The organism is Paenibacillus sp. FSL R7-277 (genome assembly GCF_000517965.1).
Taxonomy (GTDB): domain Bacteria; phylum Bacillota; class Bacilli; order Paenibacillales; family Paenibacillaceae; genus Paenibacillus_AQ; species Paenibacillus_AQ silagei.
In genome coordinates, this window is record NZ_ASPX01000023.1 from 1 (window position 1) to 14,014 (window position 14,014).

Below are 14,014 nucleotides of genomic sequence, written 5' to 3' on the forward strand. Positions count from 1 at the left end.
GCCGGACCAGGTTCACCCTGCGGGCCCTGGGGACCTATGAGGCCCTGCGCTCCCGGAACTCCCTGCGCCCCTTGCGGGCCAACGGGCCCCGCTGCTCCCTGGGGGCCTATCGCTCCGGATGGCCCGGGCACACCTTGGGGGCCTTGGGGCCCTGGAGGGCCACCGGCAGGTCCCTGAGGACCTGCTGTTCCCTGGGGGCCTCTTGCCCCCGGGATTCCCGGTATGCCTGGGGAGCCCTGTGCTCCTTGGGGCCCTGTGGGACCAATGACGGTAGGGGTAGTGACATTGACTTCAGGCGGTGGACAGGTTACTTTAACCACCTTTTTAATCACTTTTTTAACAACTTTCCGATGTTCTTTTCTTTTTCTTTTTGAAGGAACAAGGGTGACGATTTTTTTAGGATGACATTTTTTATCGTCTGGACAACTCAATACGGACACCTCCCTAATAAGATAGTGTAGTGTACGCATCCCATCCGATTTAGAAATGGACGAACAACTAGTTTTTACTAGTCAGCCACCTAATTCCAAAAAAACGGGCGTTAGCCATAGTAGTTACGCCCTTGAATACATCACAAAGTCCCACACCAAATTTTATTATTTTTCGTATTTTAGGATTGGACAACTGATACTTCCCTGTCAGATCCGAATTTCTAATTCGGGTCTGTTTTTTGGTTATTCTCCTTCAAACTCATGCTACATCAATTAAGCTGACGTTATAAAAGATGTGCAACTTCAGATGCACAATTCACGTAAAACTGATAAAGGAGTTGGTAAAAATGGTTGTCTTTGCTATTCTATTTGTACTGATTGCAATCCTGAATATCTTCTTCCCGGCCATGGGCTGGTATATGCGTTATGGTTGGATGGTAAAGGGCGATTCCGAACCAAGTGAGGCTTATCTCATGATGAGCAGAATAAGCAGCGTTATTGTACTTATAATCTTTTTCTTGTTCTTTTTGCCTTCTATGTTTGGTTAGGGGGATAAAACAATAAAACAGGAGCTGCTGGCGTTTCCCTGCCAACCACTCCTGTTTTTATTTTCTTTTAAAGCTTTTCGCCCTGTTAAGGAATAGCAATGAGCGCATGGGGAAGGCCGATACAATATTTGTTAACATGGAATACAGCAGCCGGTGCATATTAAAAACCCCCTTGCTAGGCAAGGGGGTTAAGTGAAGTGGGCCCTACAGGACTCGAACCTGTGACCAATCGGTTATGAGCCGACCGCTCTAACCAACTGAGCTTGGGGAAAGGTTAAATTACATATAAATTCAGTTCACAATCACCCGTTTTCACTGTTATTCCGGTCAGTATATTTAACCCTATTATAGTTAGCTTGCTTGAAATCCCATCTATGACCGGACTGACTCCATCTTGTGCTTTTATATGCACCCGTGAATAGCTCATACCGCGGACTCAGCGTCCGCGCGAGATGCTGAGCGGCGTAAATCTTCTGCTCCGGATCGAGCGCGTCGAAAGATATCATCGACGTTCGCACGACCCAGCCGGCGCGCCTCGTCCGATGCATTACCAATTCGGCCGCCTAAATCATTTGCCGCACTCCGGGAACGACGAAGATCAGATACCAAGTTATCCCCCGTCTGTCCTGCAGCCCGGCGGAAGTCGAGTAAATCATCAGTTGCTCCACGGAGTGCAGTCCGCATACTCCGGACTGCACCGGAAATAAAGTCCCTCGCTTCAAACGGGACCGTCACTTTTGTTGTCGCTGCAATGGTTTTTCACCACCTTGCATTTATAGATATAGGTCTTTTAAGCATTCGAAATATAAATCTACAAAGCAGGATATTTAAACAAATTCACGAATAACTGGGATGGGCATATTGTGAAGTTCGTTAAGGGATTTCATCAGAGATAACGCAAAACTTATTAATAAATTTAATACTGAAGGGAAGCATTATGAAAAAAGTAATGATAATATTATTTTTCTTGGTTCTTATTGGTTGTTCTCATAATGAAAGAAGTAAAGTTTCTACAAATAACTCAATAAATACAAACAAAAATGAAACAAAAGAAGTAAAGACAAACGTTAAAATAAAGGCAGAATCAAGCGAAACCCCTGGAACTAGCGATGAATCAGAAATTAATAATCAGATTAGCTCTGAGGCAAATCCCAACAACTCTAATATCACCTCAGAAAACCAGTCTATTTCGAGTGAAGACGCAGCAATAAAATTAGTGAGTTCCAAGTTAAATCAAGAGCAATTAAGGATTTCGTCTATAAATTTAGTTGGAACTGATGATGAAGGGAATTACATAGTTAAACAATCTAGTAAAGCTACAACTGAAGTCATGGAGTGGTACCATGTGAATCTAGTTACTCAAGAGATTAGTTGCGAGATACTTGGAGACACCTGTCTTGATGACTACACTCCCCTGGTAACAGATGATCTAAACGAGCTTTCCCTAGAACAGCAACAGGCTTTGGAACTTGCTAAATCATTTGCAGCCGATAATTTAGTTCAACACGGCTACGTCGATAAACTTACATATGTTGAGTTTTCTCAAATGGAAAATGAAAATTTTGTTTTTCAGATTTATAATCCAGGATCTGGGGGGACAGATACAATTGATTGGTTAACTGTGGATCTAGACCAAGGTTCTGTTGTTTCAAAATTTTATTTAAGCAAATAAAGATCTATATCATTTTCTTAGAACTCTCTTGGCTTCTTCTTCGGCGACCATGCCGGCCGCAAGACAGAAATAATACTGCCGCTGTTTATCTACCTCATACGGAAGGACCTTAGCTGGCAGCCGCTTCTGGTTTATCCAAAAGGATGCTATCCAGCTTGCTTCTCCGTCTTGCTTGATGAGTTTTTTGCTTCTTTCAATAATGCATCCTTTGTCTCCTGGAACTTGGTCACTGCTTTGCTCAGCTCCGCATAATCAGAAGGGTTGTCCAGGATGCGCGGCGGCAACTCATACTTACTAACGCAGTTATACGCCAGCAACAAATCTTTGCTGTTCCAGTCAAAATCGTGTTCCGTTGCCTTGACAATCATCACATCAATCTCGTTATAGGATTCTTTCGGATCTCCGTTCTCTTCATAAGCCAGCTCATAGGCCCGGCGTACCTCAATGGTAGTCAGGCGGCGTACTGACCAATCCTCTCCGTCTGCTGGTACCATGATGGTTCATCGTTCCTACCTGTTTTGCCCTTGGATAGATATTTTTCTAATTTAGCGGTCATGCAAAAGACCTCCATATTTTTGTATTAGAATGCAAAAAAGTCGCTGGCGCTTCCCTGCCAACGACTCTTTTACTATTTTCGTTTAAAGCTCTTAGCCCATTGGAAAGTCATTTCTTGAAAACTCACCTGTTTACGCCAAGTCTTGTGAGTAGTTTCCCACTCATTAACTGCCTTTTTGTACGGTGTGTAGAACCACCAATCACTGATATCCCAAGAAGAAAAAATCTTTCTATAGGATTTTCCAAATGAAATGTCATGAGGATATCTTCTTACAGCCTTGCTTGCCTGCCGTTTGATCCAACGACTTGCCTGCTCTTTACATACGGGTGTTTTCTTAATACTTCTACTCAAATCAACTCTAACCTCCTTCAGGGAAGCTAGAGTCCGTCCAGTAATTTCATTGATTCACCCCTTATTTTTCCTTGATCAAATCATAAACCGATTAAATCACTGAAGCAACCATCTTTATGCCATATAAGCTGGGAACTGCTCAATGAAATCAAAATCATTCGCAGTTCCGGAAAGTGTGATATCAATTCCGTTATTGTCGTCGATCTTAGCCACCAGGAGATCCATCTCATCATGAATATGCACGCCGCTGATCATCACTCGTTCTACATTGCCAGTTTGCATGTCCTCGAGAGAGCCGGTGATCCCGTTCAGGAACATCGTCTTACCCACCTTGAAGTCAGCCAGAAGGCGGTAACGAAGGGCAGACTCCAACTTCGACATCACCAGTTTTACCGTAATTTCATACCCAACAATCTGCTTCGTCTTGGACATCTTCCGCGCACGGATAATGTCCAGCGTCTCCGGCTTCAGGATAACTTCTACTTCTTTGATGGTCTGAATTGAATCCCCGTTATCATCCTGCACAGATAAATTACGGCCAATCAGCTCGCGTTCCATGGATTACGCCACCTCCCAATCAATATTAAAGATTTCAATCGCATCGAGCGGCTTTGCCGACAGGGAAAAGTATGCGTAATCTGGGTCGCTCACCTTTGTCGGGTGCTCGGTAAAGGTGAATTCATCACCGATGGCCTTCTGTAGCGCCCGCACCTTCAAATAACTGACAACCGCAGCAATGAACAACCCTCGGCCATCCTTGTCATTGTCCAGCTTGGCCTTATTGGCTTTACCGGCAGCGTAGATGTCGTTCAAGATCTGGTCGATTGTCATCGACACGCGGATCTTCCCGAAGTCCTCCCGCTCCCCAGCTCCCAGCGTGGTCAGGGTGTTCACAGCAGACTCGATAATGTATTCGTAACCGTCTCGCGTGGCCATCAGGGTTCCTTCAGACAAACCCTTCAATACCTCCGAATGGCTCCAGTCCACCTTAGCCTGTGTCATTGGCACCTTAACACCTGTAAAGGACCGATTCGCCAGCGTGCCCGCGACCAGCCCAGCCACCCACGCAGCCCACCGAAGAGAGTCATAGGTCTTACCGTTGGTATGTTCACCGGCCAGAGAACAATTAATAATAAAGCGGGCATTTGCAGCACGGCTGCGGGTATTATGGATCTCGATGTCGTCGTCTGCAGAAGCGGCACCAGCAATAACTAGTTGCGCCAGCTTGCGCGCCTTGGTCCGGCGATCCAGCAGCCACTGCTTGGCCGCTGCTTGTACCGCCGCCTCGGAGGACGGCAGATAGACGACATCAAACACCAAGCCGTCGATCCGGTTGAAGACTCCGCTCCAGTTTGCTGCAGTAATGGCTGCGGTACCGGTGACTCCACCGTTCAGTTTCGTGTAGGCCACATCTGCCCAAGCCGTTGAACCGGTGCTTTTAAACCGTACCATGTTGGATTTCTTCAGCGATTCCGCTGCTTCAACCTTATCCGTTACCAGGAAGGTCTCGGTGTCAAAAATGCCCTTCGTATCCCGAATGACAATTTCCTTCTTGCTGGCATCTACCGGGGCGGCACGAATCATATACTCAAAGTCATTGCCCCGCGTTCCTGGATAACGGGCTTCAATAGTGTAGCTGGCCTCCACCGATGCAGCAGCGACCTTCTCGCTGCCGTTAGTCACCCGGTAACCGATTACGGTCGCTCCATTCTCTGCTGCCAGCTCCAGTTCGTCCCCAAGTGTCCCAATTAAAAAGAACCGAGTTGAGCGCATCCTGCGCCGCCCAAAATTCTCGGTTCTTCCGGTTTTTATGGTATTTGTCAGCGACAGCGCCTTTCTCGATCAAGCCCAGCGCCTGGGCCTTTCGGTTCAAAATCCCTTTGATACCTCCTCTTCCTCCTCGATCTCTTCCCGCTTCCCGACACCCCACATACTGAAGCCGGTGATCTCTCCTTTCTTGATGGCTTCCCAGGTGTCGTCATCCGTTACTTTCACGGCTGCCACCCAGGAGCCCTTCACGATCTGCTGGTCACCGAGTGTCATGTCGCAAGGGGCTATGTAGGACTCAATGACAAATCCCTTGTCAACTTCGAGATCGTGCTGCTTATCGATGTTGTAAGTGTGCTGCTTCTCCATGAAGAGATGAGCTGCCTTCTCAATCTCGACTTCATCCATCTGATCGTCATGTGCGTCCGCCACATCTGGCTGGTACACAACGCAAATAAAAGGCACCTGTTATTAGATGACTCCTACTGTTTTAAAATGTTATGGCGTCAAACATATAAATAATATACTGACCCTAATAATAGAAACAGCAGCAATCACGGACGAAGATTATCCTATACTACCGCTGTTTTTTAAACTATCGTTTCCCGTTAAACAGTTGATTACTCGTCAATCCGATCACGTGTGAGATTAAATAATTGTCCAAACCGACTTTTACAACGGGTCCAGAACGCCATTCTCCGTCTAATCATATAAAATCAACCCGTCAAAAAAATCACTATAGTCCACATCCTTATCGCTCATTGTGTACCAGACTTCCTTCCCCGTGCTAGTTTGAAACTTGATATGGCCGAGTTTGTCATCACCCAGAAATTTTACGTTGTCATCGGGTTTCAGCGAAAAGGTTCCGCCCGTATCATCTTTATGAAACTTCACGGTAATTTCCTTTTTGATCGTTAAAGGCGTCGGTGGTTCCATCGGATAAAAGTCCTGGTGCTCTTCATGAAGAGCATGTTCGTTATCCAGATGGAATACCAATTCACGGAACCAGGTTTGAAAATCCTTGCTTTCTTTTGCGCTGACCACTCGTCCATGGCCGTCAAACATCGAGCTGTGTGCCGAGAAACCGGGAAGTTCACCTATCTGCTTTAGGGTTTCACCGTCATAGGCATAGAAAGATGTTGATCGTAGAAAATCCATTTGCGAATCCATTTGAAGTGCAATCTCAAAATATTGATCGTCAATATCCAAATCGACAATATCAAGATAAGGAAGCAGCTCACTGCCCACCTCTATCGTGATGTCCCTCACCTTCAGCTTGAAAGCCCCTAATTCCGTTTCAGGAGGGATTAACTGGATTTCTTCTTCACTACCATCTCCGTTCAGATCCACTTTCATCTTCTTCTGTTTAAAGCCCGAATCGCCTGTGTAACCCCGTAAATGGACGTCATCTGTGTGGGCAGGTTCGAGCTTATAGGCAGCATATTTGGCTTCGTATTCATGAAGTAACGCAACGTTCTGTTTCTCCGTCGGGTTAAGATGCTCCTTGTAAGTAGAGTCTGCATGATACCAAGGCTTGGCGGCAAAGTAGTCCTGCAAATCCTTCCGCTTGAATACATACCCATGCCTTGCAAATATCTCGTTGCGCGCAAGCTCCAGTATATGGTTGTCCAGGCTGCCGATCTTTTCCGGGGACAGCACCGAGTTCGAACTGTCCTTCAGAATATAATCCCGTGTTGCCACAGTGGAAGGAACACCAGTTGTTTCACTTGCTGCAACTAGCTTACCATTCCCACCTTCAGCACCCTTCTCATTTTTCGTATAAGTACAGCCAGAAAAGATTAAAGACAGGATAATCACCCCATATATAAGCAAAAACTTCCGAAAATCCATTTTGTTTACACCCACTTCGTCATATGAATTCGATATGATAAACGCATATAAATATACCATAAAGTGGAATCTGCGTATAGAAAAAACGAATCTTCCATCTCTGAAGGTCCGCGACTGTTTGTATCGCTTTTGATTTTAAATGTTCGCTATCCTCCCGTTAGCTTAATGATCATCATCAGCCCCCTCCACTTTAATGCATATTAACAAAACGGAGATTAGTCTGGAAATTTGCAGGCATTAACTCCACGTACCATCAAAGGATTATGTGAAGAACATTCACGGAGTGCTGAAACGCGCGCTCAGGCTTGCATATACAGAATCGGGGTTACTGGCAGAAGACATCATGAGTAAGGTGTCCATGCGGAGCAAAGTAATGGAAATGAACAAAAAGAAATGCAGTTCTGGACCATTGAAGAATTTACTCAGTTTTTGCAATCCTCAAAGCATCATGTTCACTACATTGCTTTTTCATTAGCAATTTACACTGGAATGCGGCGCGGTGAAATTCTGGGGCTGCGGTGGAAAGATATCGATTTTGAGAAGAAAGAGCTGAAGGTTATTCAGACAGCGAATTGGACACGGGATGGCTTGGTGATCCGGCGGGTCAAGCTCTTTCAGAATATTATTGACGATCTTCAGGAGCGCTATTCACAAATCGAAGCCTACAAGAAGGATTATGGGGAAGCCTACGAGGACAATGACCTGGTAGGCTGTTATCCTGGAGGAGGTTATATTAAGCCGAAGCGAATCACAGAGGGCATGGATGTTCTTATTCGTAAAGCAGGGGTCAAGAAGATACGGTTCCATGATCAGCGTCACACCCATGCTTCATTTCTACTAGCGATTGGAATAAATCCTAAGGTTGCCGCCGAACGTCTGGGAATGACTCCAGCGATGTTTAATGAGAGGTACTCACTTCTGTCGCCAATCATGCAAGAAGAGGCCGTTGACAGAATTGAAAGTGAACTCAATAAATTCGCAGAAAAACAGCTTGAAACTGTAGAATAAAAATCTTCGTTAGCAAATCCGTAAGCAAGCTAAAAAATACGGCCTTTCCCACTCAAGCATATTCGCTCCTACGAGCCTACATACAGCAAAAAACCCTTACTAGGTAAGGGTTTCAGTGAAGTGGGCCCTACAGGACTCGAACCTGTGACCAATCGGTTATGAGCCGACCGCTCTAACCAACTGAGCTAAGGGCCCGGACTAGGATATCCGTATTATACAAGTGCTGTCCGGTGTAATAAGGTAATTGCGGGGGCAGGATTTGAACCTGCGGCCTTCGGGTTATGAGCCCGACGAGCTACCGGGCTGCTCCACCCCGCGTCAGTTAATAATTATTTAAACAGCGACAATAGATAATATACAATATAGCCATGGATAAAGTCAAGGATGATTTTGGTTTTTCTGGCTAAGGCAGAAAACGAACTCCATAACGGCCCTTGCGCGAACGGTATATTTCGACAAAACGCGGATCATGATACCCATAGATCCAGCCGTCCTGCTCCAGTCTTTTGGCAAGGCAGCCCGCTTGAAATCTGGTCCTGAACAACTTGGCAAAATAGATCCAATTCATGATACCCTCTTCTCCTTCATCGCAATAATATATGTCCCGGTGCTATTTATCATGCCCAGTTTTGCAAGAAAATTAGAGGATTGCTCAGCGGAGCGGATGGCAATTTCTGCCCGTATGCAGCTAATTGTAATGAGCCGTTGAGGGAAATAGTTGGATTTTATACAATTGCTTGGGCGGAAATCGCCTTTTCAAAGGAAATAAGTGGATTAAGGACATTTAGTTCTGGCAGTATCTGCGTTATTGTCCATTTCAGGTTTCAACAAGTGTATTTTTTCCAACTAAATCCTCTATAAGTGTGCTGGGCCAGTGAATAGATGCTGTTTTTCCACTTCTTTTCCCTAAGAGCCCAAAAACTAATTAAAGCATTAAAAAAGAAGCCCCGTCCCCCGGCAAAGGGGACAAAGCTTCTTCTATGCATTCTATACGCTCTACGCTTACGCTTTATGTTTATCTTTACGTACCCTCTACTCATTTCCTGCGCCTTTTCCTAGCCCTTACACGCCGAAGGCGGCAGGGTCCTTGCGCCAGGATTGCAGCAGCGCTACATCGCTCTCAGCAATCTTGCCTTGAGCCAGCGCTACGTCAATGAGCGTGCTGTAGTTGGACAGGCTCTGGAGCGGAAGCTCCGCCGCAGCGAAGGCTTCTACGGCACGGTCCAGCTCGTAGCTGAAGATGGCCAGCACGGCCAGCGGGAGGCCGCCTGCTTCCTGTACGGCCTGTGCGGCTTTGATGGAGCTGCCGCCAGTGGAGATCAGGTCCTCGATCACGACCACCTTCTGGCCGGGCTTGATGAGTCCTTCGATCTGGTTCTGTTTGCCGTGGCCTTTGGCCTTGTCCCGGATGTAAGCCATCGGCAGACCGAGCTTATCAGCCACCCAGGCCGCGTGCGGAATACCGGCGGTTGCTGTCCCGGCAATCACCTCGGCGTCCGGGTAGCTGGTTCTGATCAGCTCTGCGAAGGCCTCCGCAATGTAGTTGCGGACAGCCGGGAAGGCCATGGTCAGACGGTTATCGCAGTAGATCGGCGATTTGATGCCGGAGGTCCAGGTGAACGGCTCCTGCGGGCGCAGGGCTACGGCTCCGATCTCCAGCAAATGACTGGCGACCTGTTCACTTCGATTCTCTAATATGCTCATGCTTGGCTCATCTCCTCAATAATATTCAGTGCTGCTGCTCGCGGATCTGCCGCTGCTGTAATCGGCCGGCCTACTACCAGGTAGTGGCTGCCTTGGCGGATAGCCTGCCTCGGAGTCATGACCCGGGACTGGTCGTCCAGGGATGCCCCGGCGGGCCGTATACCCGGGGTAACCGTGCGGAACTCTGGTCCGCAGGCTTCGGCAATCACCAGGGATTCCTGCGGCGAGGCTACGACTCCATGCAGGCCTGCTTCCGCGGCAAGCTTGGCGTAACGCACCACTGCATCGGTCACAGGTCCGGCTATGCCGATTTCCCGGTTCATCACTTCCTGACTGGTGCTGGTAAGCTGGGTTACTGCAATGATCAGCGGCATGTGCAACGAGGGCTTCAGGCTGACCGCCTGGGCCGCTCCTTCCACGGCAGCAGCCATCATGGCAGCTCCTCCGGCGGCATGTACGTTGAACATATCAACGCCAAGCAGAGTCAAGCTCTCTGCCCCGCCCTTTACGGTGTTGGGGATATCGTGCATTTTAACATCGAGGAATACCGAATATCCGCGCTCCTTCAGTTCCCGGATGAAATCAGGTCCGGCTGCATAGAACAGCTGCATTCCCACCTTTATATAACAGGGAATGCCTTCGAGCTGTTCGATCAGCGCCCGCGCCTGGTCTGCATTCGGATAATCCAAGGCGACCATCAGGCGTCCGGCCATTTCATTACGCTTCTCTACCTGTCCGATGTTCTCATGTTCATGCTGCTGTGCTGCTGAAGTCTGCTCCACAAAGTCAACCCTCTCTCATTGTTATCTGGCAACATTTCCAGGTCCCGGGCATAGGTGAACGGTCTGCGCTAACGCAAACCGTTCCTGTAGCAGCCTCTTACAGCTGCCTCACCCTCTATCTTTATTGTCCGACAAAAGCAGGCATCGACTGGGACGAGAAGTTAATCGTCTGCAGCATTCTCAGCAGCGCCGTTACCGTATCGAGCGAGGTCATACATACGACGCCATTCTCTACCGCTTCACGGCGGATGCGGAATCCGTCACGCTCAGGCGTTTTGCCCTTGGTCAGTGTATTGAAGACGAAGTTCGCTTGACCGCCGCGGATCAGATCCAGGATGGTCGGCTCGCCTTCATCCAGCTTGTTAACGTTCATCACGTTCAGCCCGGCCTGCTCCAGCGCAGCTGCCGTACCGCCGGTGGCGATGATTTTATAGCCCATGGCATGGAAGCCCTTCATCAGCTCAACTGCTTCAGCCTTGTCTTTGTCGGCTACAGTTACAATGATTGCCCCGGTAGCCGGGATCTTCATGCCTGCGCCGATTAGCCCCTTGTAGAGCGCCTTGGCATACAGCTTATCGCGGCCCATGACCTCACCGGTGGATTTCATCTCCGGTCCGAGCGTAGGCTCGACTCTGCGCAGCTTGGCAAAAGAGAACACCGGCACTTTGACCGACACATAATCGCTCTCCGGCCACAGGCCTTCGGTGTACCCGTCTTCCTTCAGCTTGCCGCCAAGAATGATCTTGGTCGCCAGGTTCGCCATCGGAATACCGGTCACCTTGCTCAGGAACGGAACCGTACGCGAGGAGCGCGGATTCACTTCAATGACATAGACCTCGTTCTGATAAATGACGAACTGGATGTTCACCAGCCCGATGGTCTTGAGCTCTTTGGCAATCTTGATCGTGATCTCGGCAATCTTCTGCTTCAGACCTTCATCCAGATATTGCGGCGGGTAGACAGCGATGGAGTCGCCGGAGTGAACCCCTGCGCGTTCCACATGCTCCATGATGCCCGGAATGACAACCGTCTCTCCGTCGCAGATAGCGTCCACTTCCACTTCCTTGCCAAGCATGTAACGGTCGATCAGCACCGGATGCTCCGGATTCACTTTTACCGCTTCAACCATGTAGCTCAGCAGCTCTGTGTCGTTGTAGACAATCTCCATGGCGCGTCCGCCCAGGACATACGATGGTCGAACCAGCACCGGATAGCCCAGCGCCTGCGCCGTTTCGACAGCCTCATCAATATTGATTACGGTCTTGCCTTTAGGTTGTGCGATATCCAGACGGGCCAGCAGCGCTTCGAACTTCTTGCGGTTCTCAGCTTCGTCGATGCTCTCAAGGCTGGTACCCAGAATGTTCACGCCCGCAGCAGCAAGCGGTGCAGCCAGGTTAATCGCGGTCTGTCCGCCGAACTGTACGATGACTCCGATCGGATTCTCCTGGGCAATCACGTTCATGACATCCTCGAAGAACAGCGGCTCAAAGTACAGGCGGTCCGAGGTATTGAAATCCGTCGATACGGTCTCTGGATTGTTATTGATAATTACAGCTTCGTAGCCAGCCTTCTGTATGGCCCATACCGCATGTACCGTAGAGTAGTCGAACTCAATTCCTTGGCCGATACGGATCGGACCGGAGCCGAGTACAATGACCTTCTGCTTATCGGAATGAATGACCTCATTTTCGGTCTCATAGGTGGAGTAATAGTATGGCGTTGAAGCCTCAAATTCTGCGGCGCAGGTATCGACCATTTTAAAGACCGGAACCAGCCCTTGCTGCAGACGCAGCACACGCACTTCCGCCTCCTTGGTGAATGCCCCGCCGGGACGGCCTTCAGCACGGATTTCGGCAATCGCCCGGTCTGTGAAGCCCTTACGCTTGGCCTGATACAGTATGTCAGCAGACAGTGTCTCTTCGGCACGGATCTCGTCCTCGAAGCTCACGAGCCCTTCGATCTTGGAGAGGAACCACCAGTCCACATTCGTAATATCCTGAATCTCCTGTAGCTCATAGCCGCGGCGGAAGGCTTCCGCGATCAGGAACAGGCGCTCATCATCCGGCTTGGCAAGTCTATAGCGCAGCACACTCTCTTCAAGCAGCTCCGCTCCCGGCAAGCGGAAACGGTGGACACCAATCTCCAGCGAGCGGATGGCCTTGTGAATCGACTCTTCAAAGGTACGGCCGATCGCCATCACTTCACCGGTCGCTTTCATCTGTGTACCCAGCTTGCGGTTCGCCGAGATGAACTTGTCGAACGGCCAGCGCGGGATTTTGCTGACGATATAGTCCAGTGTAGGCTCGAAGCAGGCGTAGGTCTGTCCGGTCACCGGATTGACGATTTCGTCCAGCGTGTAGCCGAGTGCGATCTTCGCGGCCATCTTGGCAATCGGATAACCGGTCGCTTTCGACGCCAGCGCCGAGGAGCGGCTGACACGCGGATTCACTTCGATCACATAATACTGGTAGCTCTGCGGGTCCAGGGCGAACTGGACGTTACAGCCGCCTTCAATATTCAGCGCGCGGATAATCTTCAGGGAAGCACTCCGCAGCATCTGATATTCACGGTCAGACAGCGTCTGGCTCGGGGCCACTACGATACTGTCGCCCGTATGTACGCCCACCGGATCAAAGTTCTCCATGTTGCAGACCACGATACAGTTGTCGTTCGCATCACGCATAACCTCATATTCGACTTCCTTCATGCCGGCGATGCTCTTCTCGACCAGACACTGGCCGATCGGGCTGTAACGGATACCAGCCTTGACGGTCTCACGCAGCTCTTCTTCGTTGTCGCAGATTCCGCCCCCTGTTCCGCCCAGCGTGTAGGCAGGACGGACGATCAGCGGATAGCCGATTCCTGCGGCGAAGCCCAGAGCTTCTTCCACACTGGTAATAATCGCACTTTCCGGCACCGGCTGATCCAGCTCGCGCATCAGCTCGCGGAACAAATCGCGGTCCTCCGCTTTCTCGATGGATTCAAGCTGTGTACCCAGCAGCTTCACTTTCTCTTGCTCTAGGACTCCGGCACGGGCCAGCTCTACAGCCATGTTCAGGCCGGTCTGTCCGCCGAGTGTCGGCAGCAGCCCGTCCGGACGCTCCTGACGGATAATGCCAGTCACGAATTCCAGCGTAATCGGCTCGATGTATACTTTGTCAGCCATATTGGTATCGGTCATAATCGTCGCCGGGTTGCTGTTGATCAGTACGACCTCGACGCCCTCTTCTTTAAGAGCCTGGCAGGCCTGAGTGCCTGCATAGTCGAATTCGGCAGCTTGACCAATAACGATCGGGCCGGAGCCGATAACCAGAATTTTTTTGAGTTTGTTGTTCTTAGGCATG

Annotated in this window: 13 protein-coding genes and 3 tRNA genes; 3 read left to right on the forward strand and 13 right to left on the reverse strand. The window is 49.4% G+C overall.

Annotated elements, in window-relative coordinates:
* Positions 1-778: 778 nt before the first annotated feature.
* Positions 779-979 carry a DUF6199 family natural product biosynthesis protein gene (locus C173_RS09075; protein ID WP_036724228.1) on the forward strand — a complete coding sequence of 67 codons (201 nt, stop codon included), beginning with the start codon at positions 779-781 and terminating at the stop codon, positions 977-979.
* Positions 980-1,177: 198 nt separating this feature from the next.
* Here C173_RS09075 and C173_RS09080 read toward each other — a convergent pair.
* Positions 1,178-1,243, reverse strand: a tRNA-Met gene (locus C173_RS09080).
* A gap of 673 nt (positions 1,244-1,916) precedes the next feature.
* Here C173_RS09080 and C173_RS09090 point away from each other — a divergent pair.
* Positions 1,917-2,651 carry a hypothetical protein gene (locus C173_RS09090; protein WP_036724230.1) on the forward strand — a complete coding sequence of 245 codons (735 nt, stop codon included), beginning with the start codon at positions 1,917-1,919 and terminating at the stop codon, positions 2,649-2,651.
* A 146-nt stretch (positions 2,652-2,797) separates the two neighbouring features.
* Here the strand turns inward: C173_RS09090 and C173_RS09095 are convergent, their stop codons facing one another.
* The 6 genes from C173_RS09095 to C173_RS32795 form a co-directional block, all read right to left on the reverse strand.
* On the reverse strand, positions 2,798-3,145 hold the full coding sequence (locus tag C173_RS09095) for a hypothetical protein (RefSeq protein WP_235191836.1): 348 nt from the start codon (positions 3,143-3,145) through the stop codon (positions 2,798-2,800).
* A gap of 134 nt (positions 3,146-3,279) precedes the next feature.
* Positions 3,280-3,558, reverse strand: coding sequence for a hypothetical protein (locus C173_RS09100; protein ID WP_036724232.1), 279 nt, complete (start codon positions 3,556-3,558; stop codon positions 3,280-3,282).
* A gap of 114 nt (positions 3,559-3,672) precedes the next feature.
* Positions 3,673-4,116 (reverse strand): phage tail tube protein, encoded by a 444-nt coding sequence (locus tag C173_RS09105; RefSeq protein WP_036724233.1) that lies wholly within the window; start codon positions 4,114-4,116, stop codon positions 3,673-3,675.
* Between the two features lie 3 nt (positions 4,117-4,119).
* Entirely contained in the window at positions 4,120-5,331 is a 1,212-nt protein-coding gene (locus C173_RS09110) for a phage tail sheath subtilisin-like domain-containing protein (RefSeq protein ID WP_081751105.1), read from the reverse strand.
* A gap of 96 nt (positions 5,332-5,427) precedes the next feature.
* The gene (locus C173_RS09115) at positions 5,428-5,772 is read right to left on the reverse strand and encodes an XkdF-like putative serine protease domain-containing protein (RefSeq protein WP_051477940.1); all 345 of its coding nucleotides are present in this window, start codon (positions 5,770-5,772) and stop codon (positions 5,428-5,430) included.
* A 255-nt stretch (positions 5,773-6,027) separates the two neighbouring features.
* Positions 6,028-7,176, reverse strand: coding sequence for a YARHG domain-containing protein (locus C173_RS32795; RefSeq protein WP_235191837.1), 1,149 nt, complete (start codon positions 7,174-7,176; stop codon positions 6,028-6,030).
* 393 nt (positions 7,177-7,569) lie between these two features.
* On the opposite strand from C173_RS32795, the gene C173_RS09125 reads away from it, so the two are divergent.
* Positions 7,570-8,184 carry a site-specific integrase gene (locus C173_RS09125; protein WP_235191838.1) on the forward strand — a complete coding sequence of 205 codons (615 nt, stop codon included), beginning with the start codon at positions 7,570-7,572 and terminating at the stop codon, positions 8,182-8,184.
* 121 nt (positions 8,185-8,305) lie between these two features.
* Here C173_RS09125 and C173_RS09130 read toward each other — a convergent pair.
* The 6 genes from C173_RS09130 to carB all read right to left on the reverse strand — a co-directional run bounded on the left by C173_RS09130 (position 8,306) and on the right by carB (position 14,013).
* Positions 8,306-8,379, reverse strand: a tRNA-Ile gene (locus C173_RS09130).
* 49 nt (positions 8,380-8,428) lie between these two features.
* A tRNA-Met gene (locus C173_RS09135) sits at positions 8,429-8,502 on the reverse strand.
* 85 nt (positions 8,503-8,587) lie between these two features.
* Positions 8,588-8,752: a hypothetical protein gene (locus C173_RS34640; RefSeq protein WP_019909365.1), complete on the reverse strand. Its 165-nt coding sequence runs from the start codon at positions 8,750-8,752 to the stop codon at positions 8,588-8,590.
* A gap of 494 nt (positions 8,753-9,246) precedes the next feature.
* Entirely contained in the window at positions 9,247-9,888 is a 642-nt protein-coding gene (gene pyrE, locus C173_RS09140) for an orotate phosphoribosyltransferase (protein WP_036724234.1), read from the reverse strand.
* A complete protein-coding gene (pyrF, locus tag C173_RS09145) occupies positions 9,885-10,601 on the reverse strand; it encodes an orotidine-5'-phosphate decarboxylase (RefSeq protein ID WP_036724375.1) in 717 nt (238 codons plus the stop codon). Before pyrF ends, pyrE begins: the two co-directional genes overlap by 4 nt.
* Positions 10,602-10,791: 190 nt before the next feature.
* Positions 10,792-14,013: a carbamoyl-phosphate synthase large subunit gene (gene carB / locus C173_RS09150; RefSeq protein ID WP_036724235.1), complete on the reverse strand. Its 3,222-nt coding sequence runs from the start codon at positions 14,011-14,013 to the stop codon at positions 10,792-10,794.
* Between the last annotated feature and the right edge of the window lies 1 nt (position 14,014).

What these genes read in the sequence shown, in the direction of transcription:
- C173_RS09105 (WP_036724233.1), bottom strand. Translation starts at nt 4,116, where the DNA reads ATGGAACGCGAGCTGATTGGCCGTAATTTATCTGTGCAGGATGATAAC.
- pyrE (WP_036724234.1), bottom strand. Translation starts at nt 9,888, where the DNA reads ATGAGCATATTAGAGAATCGAAGTGAACAGGTCGCCAGTCATTTGCTG.
- pyrF (WP_036724375.1), bottom strand. Translation starts at nt 10,601, where the DNA reads ATGGCCGGACGCCTGATGGTCGCCTTGGATTATCCGAATGCAGACCAG.
- C173_RS09110 (WP_081751105.1), bottom strand. Translation starts at nt 5,331, where the DNA reads ATGCGCTCAACTCGGTTCTTTTTAATTGGGACACTTGGGGACGAACTG.
- C173_RS09090 (WP_036724230.1), top strand. Translation starts at nt 1,917, where the DNA reads ATGAAAAAAGTAATGATAATATTATTTTTCTTGGTTCTTATTGGTTGT.
- C173_RS32795 (WP_235191837.1), bottom strand. Translation starts at nt 7,176, where the DNA reads ATGGATTTTCGGAAGTTTTTGCTTATATATGGGGTGATTATCCTGTCT.
- C173_RS34640 (WP_019909365.1), bottom strand. Translation starts at nt 8,752, where the DNA reads ATGAATTGGATCTATTTTGCCAAGTTGTTCAGGACCAGATTTCAAGCG.
- carB (WP_036724235.1), bottom strand. Translation starts at nt 14,013, where the DNA reads ATGCCTAAGAACAACAAACTCAAAAAAATTCTGGTTATCGGCTCCGGC.
- C173_RS09125 (WP_235191838.1), top strand. Translation starts at nt 7,570, where the DNA reads ATGCAGTTCTGGACCATTGAAGAATTTACTCAGTTTTTGCAATCCTCA.
- C173_RS09075 (WP_036724228.1), top strand. Translation starts at nt 779, where the DNA reads ATGGTTGTCTTTGCTATTCTATTTGTACTGATTGCAATCCTGAATATC.
- C173_RS09095 (WP_235191836.1), bottom strand. Translation starts at nt 3,145, where the DNA reads ATGGTACCAGCAGACGGAGAGGATTGGTCAGTACGCCGCCTGACTACC.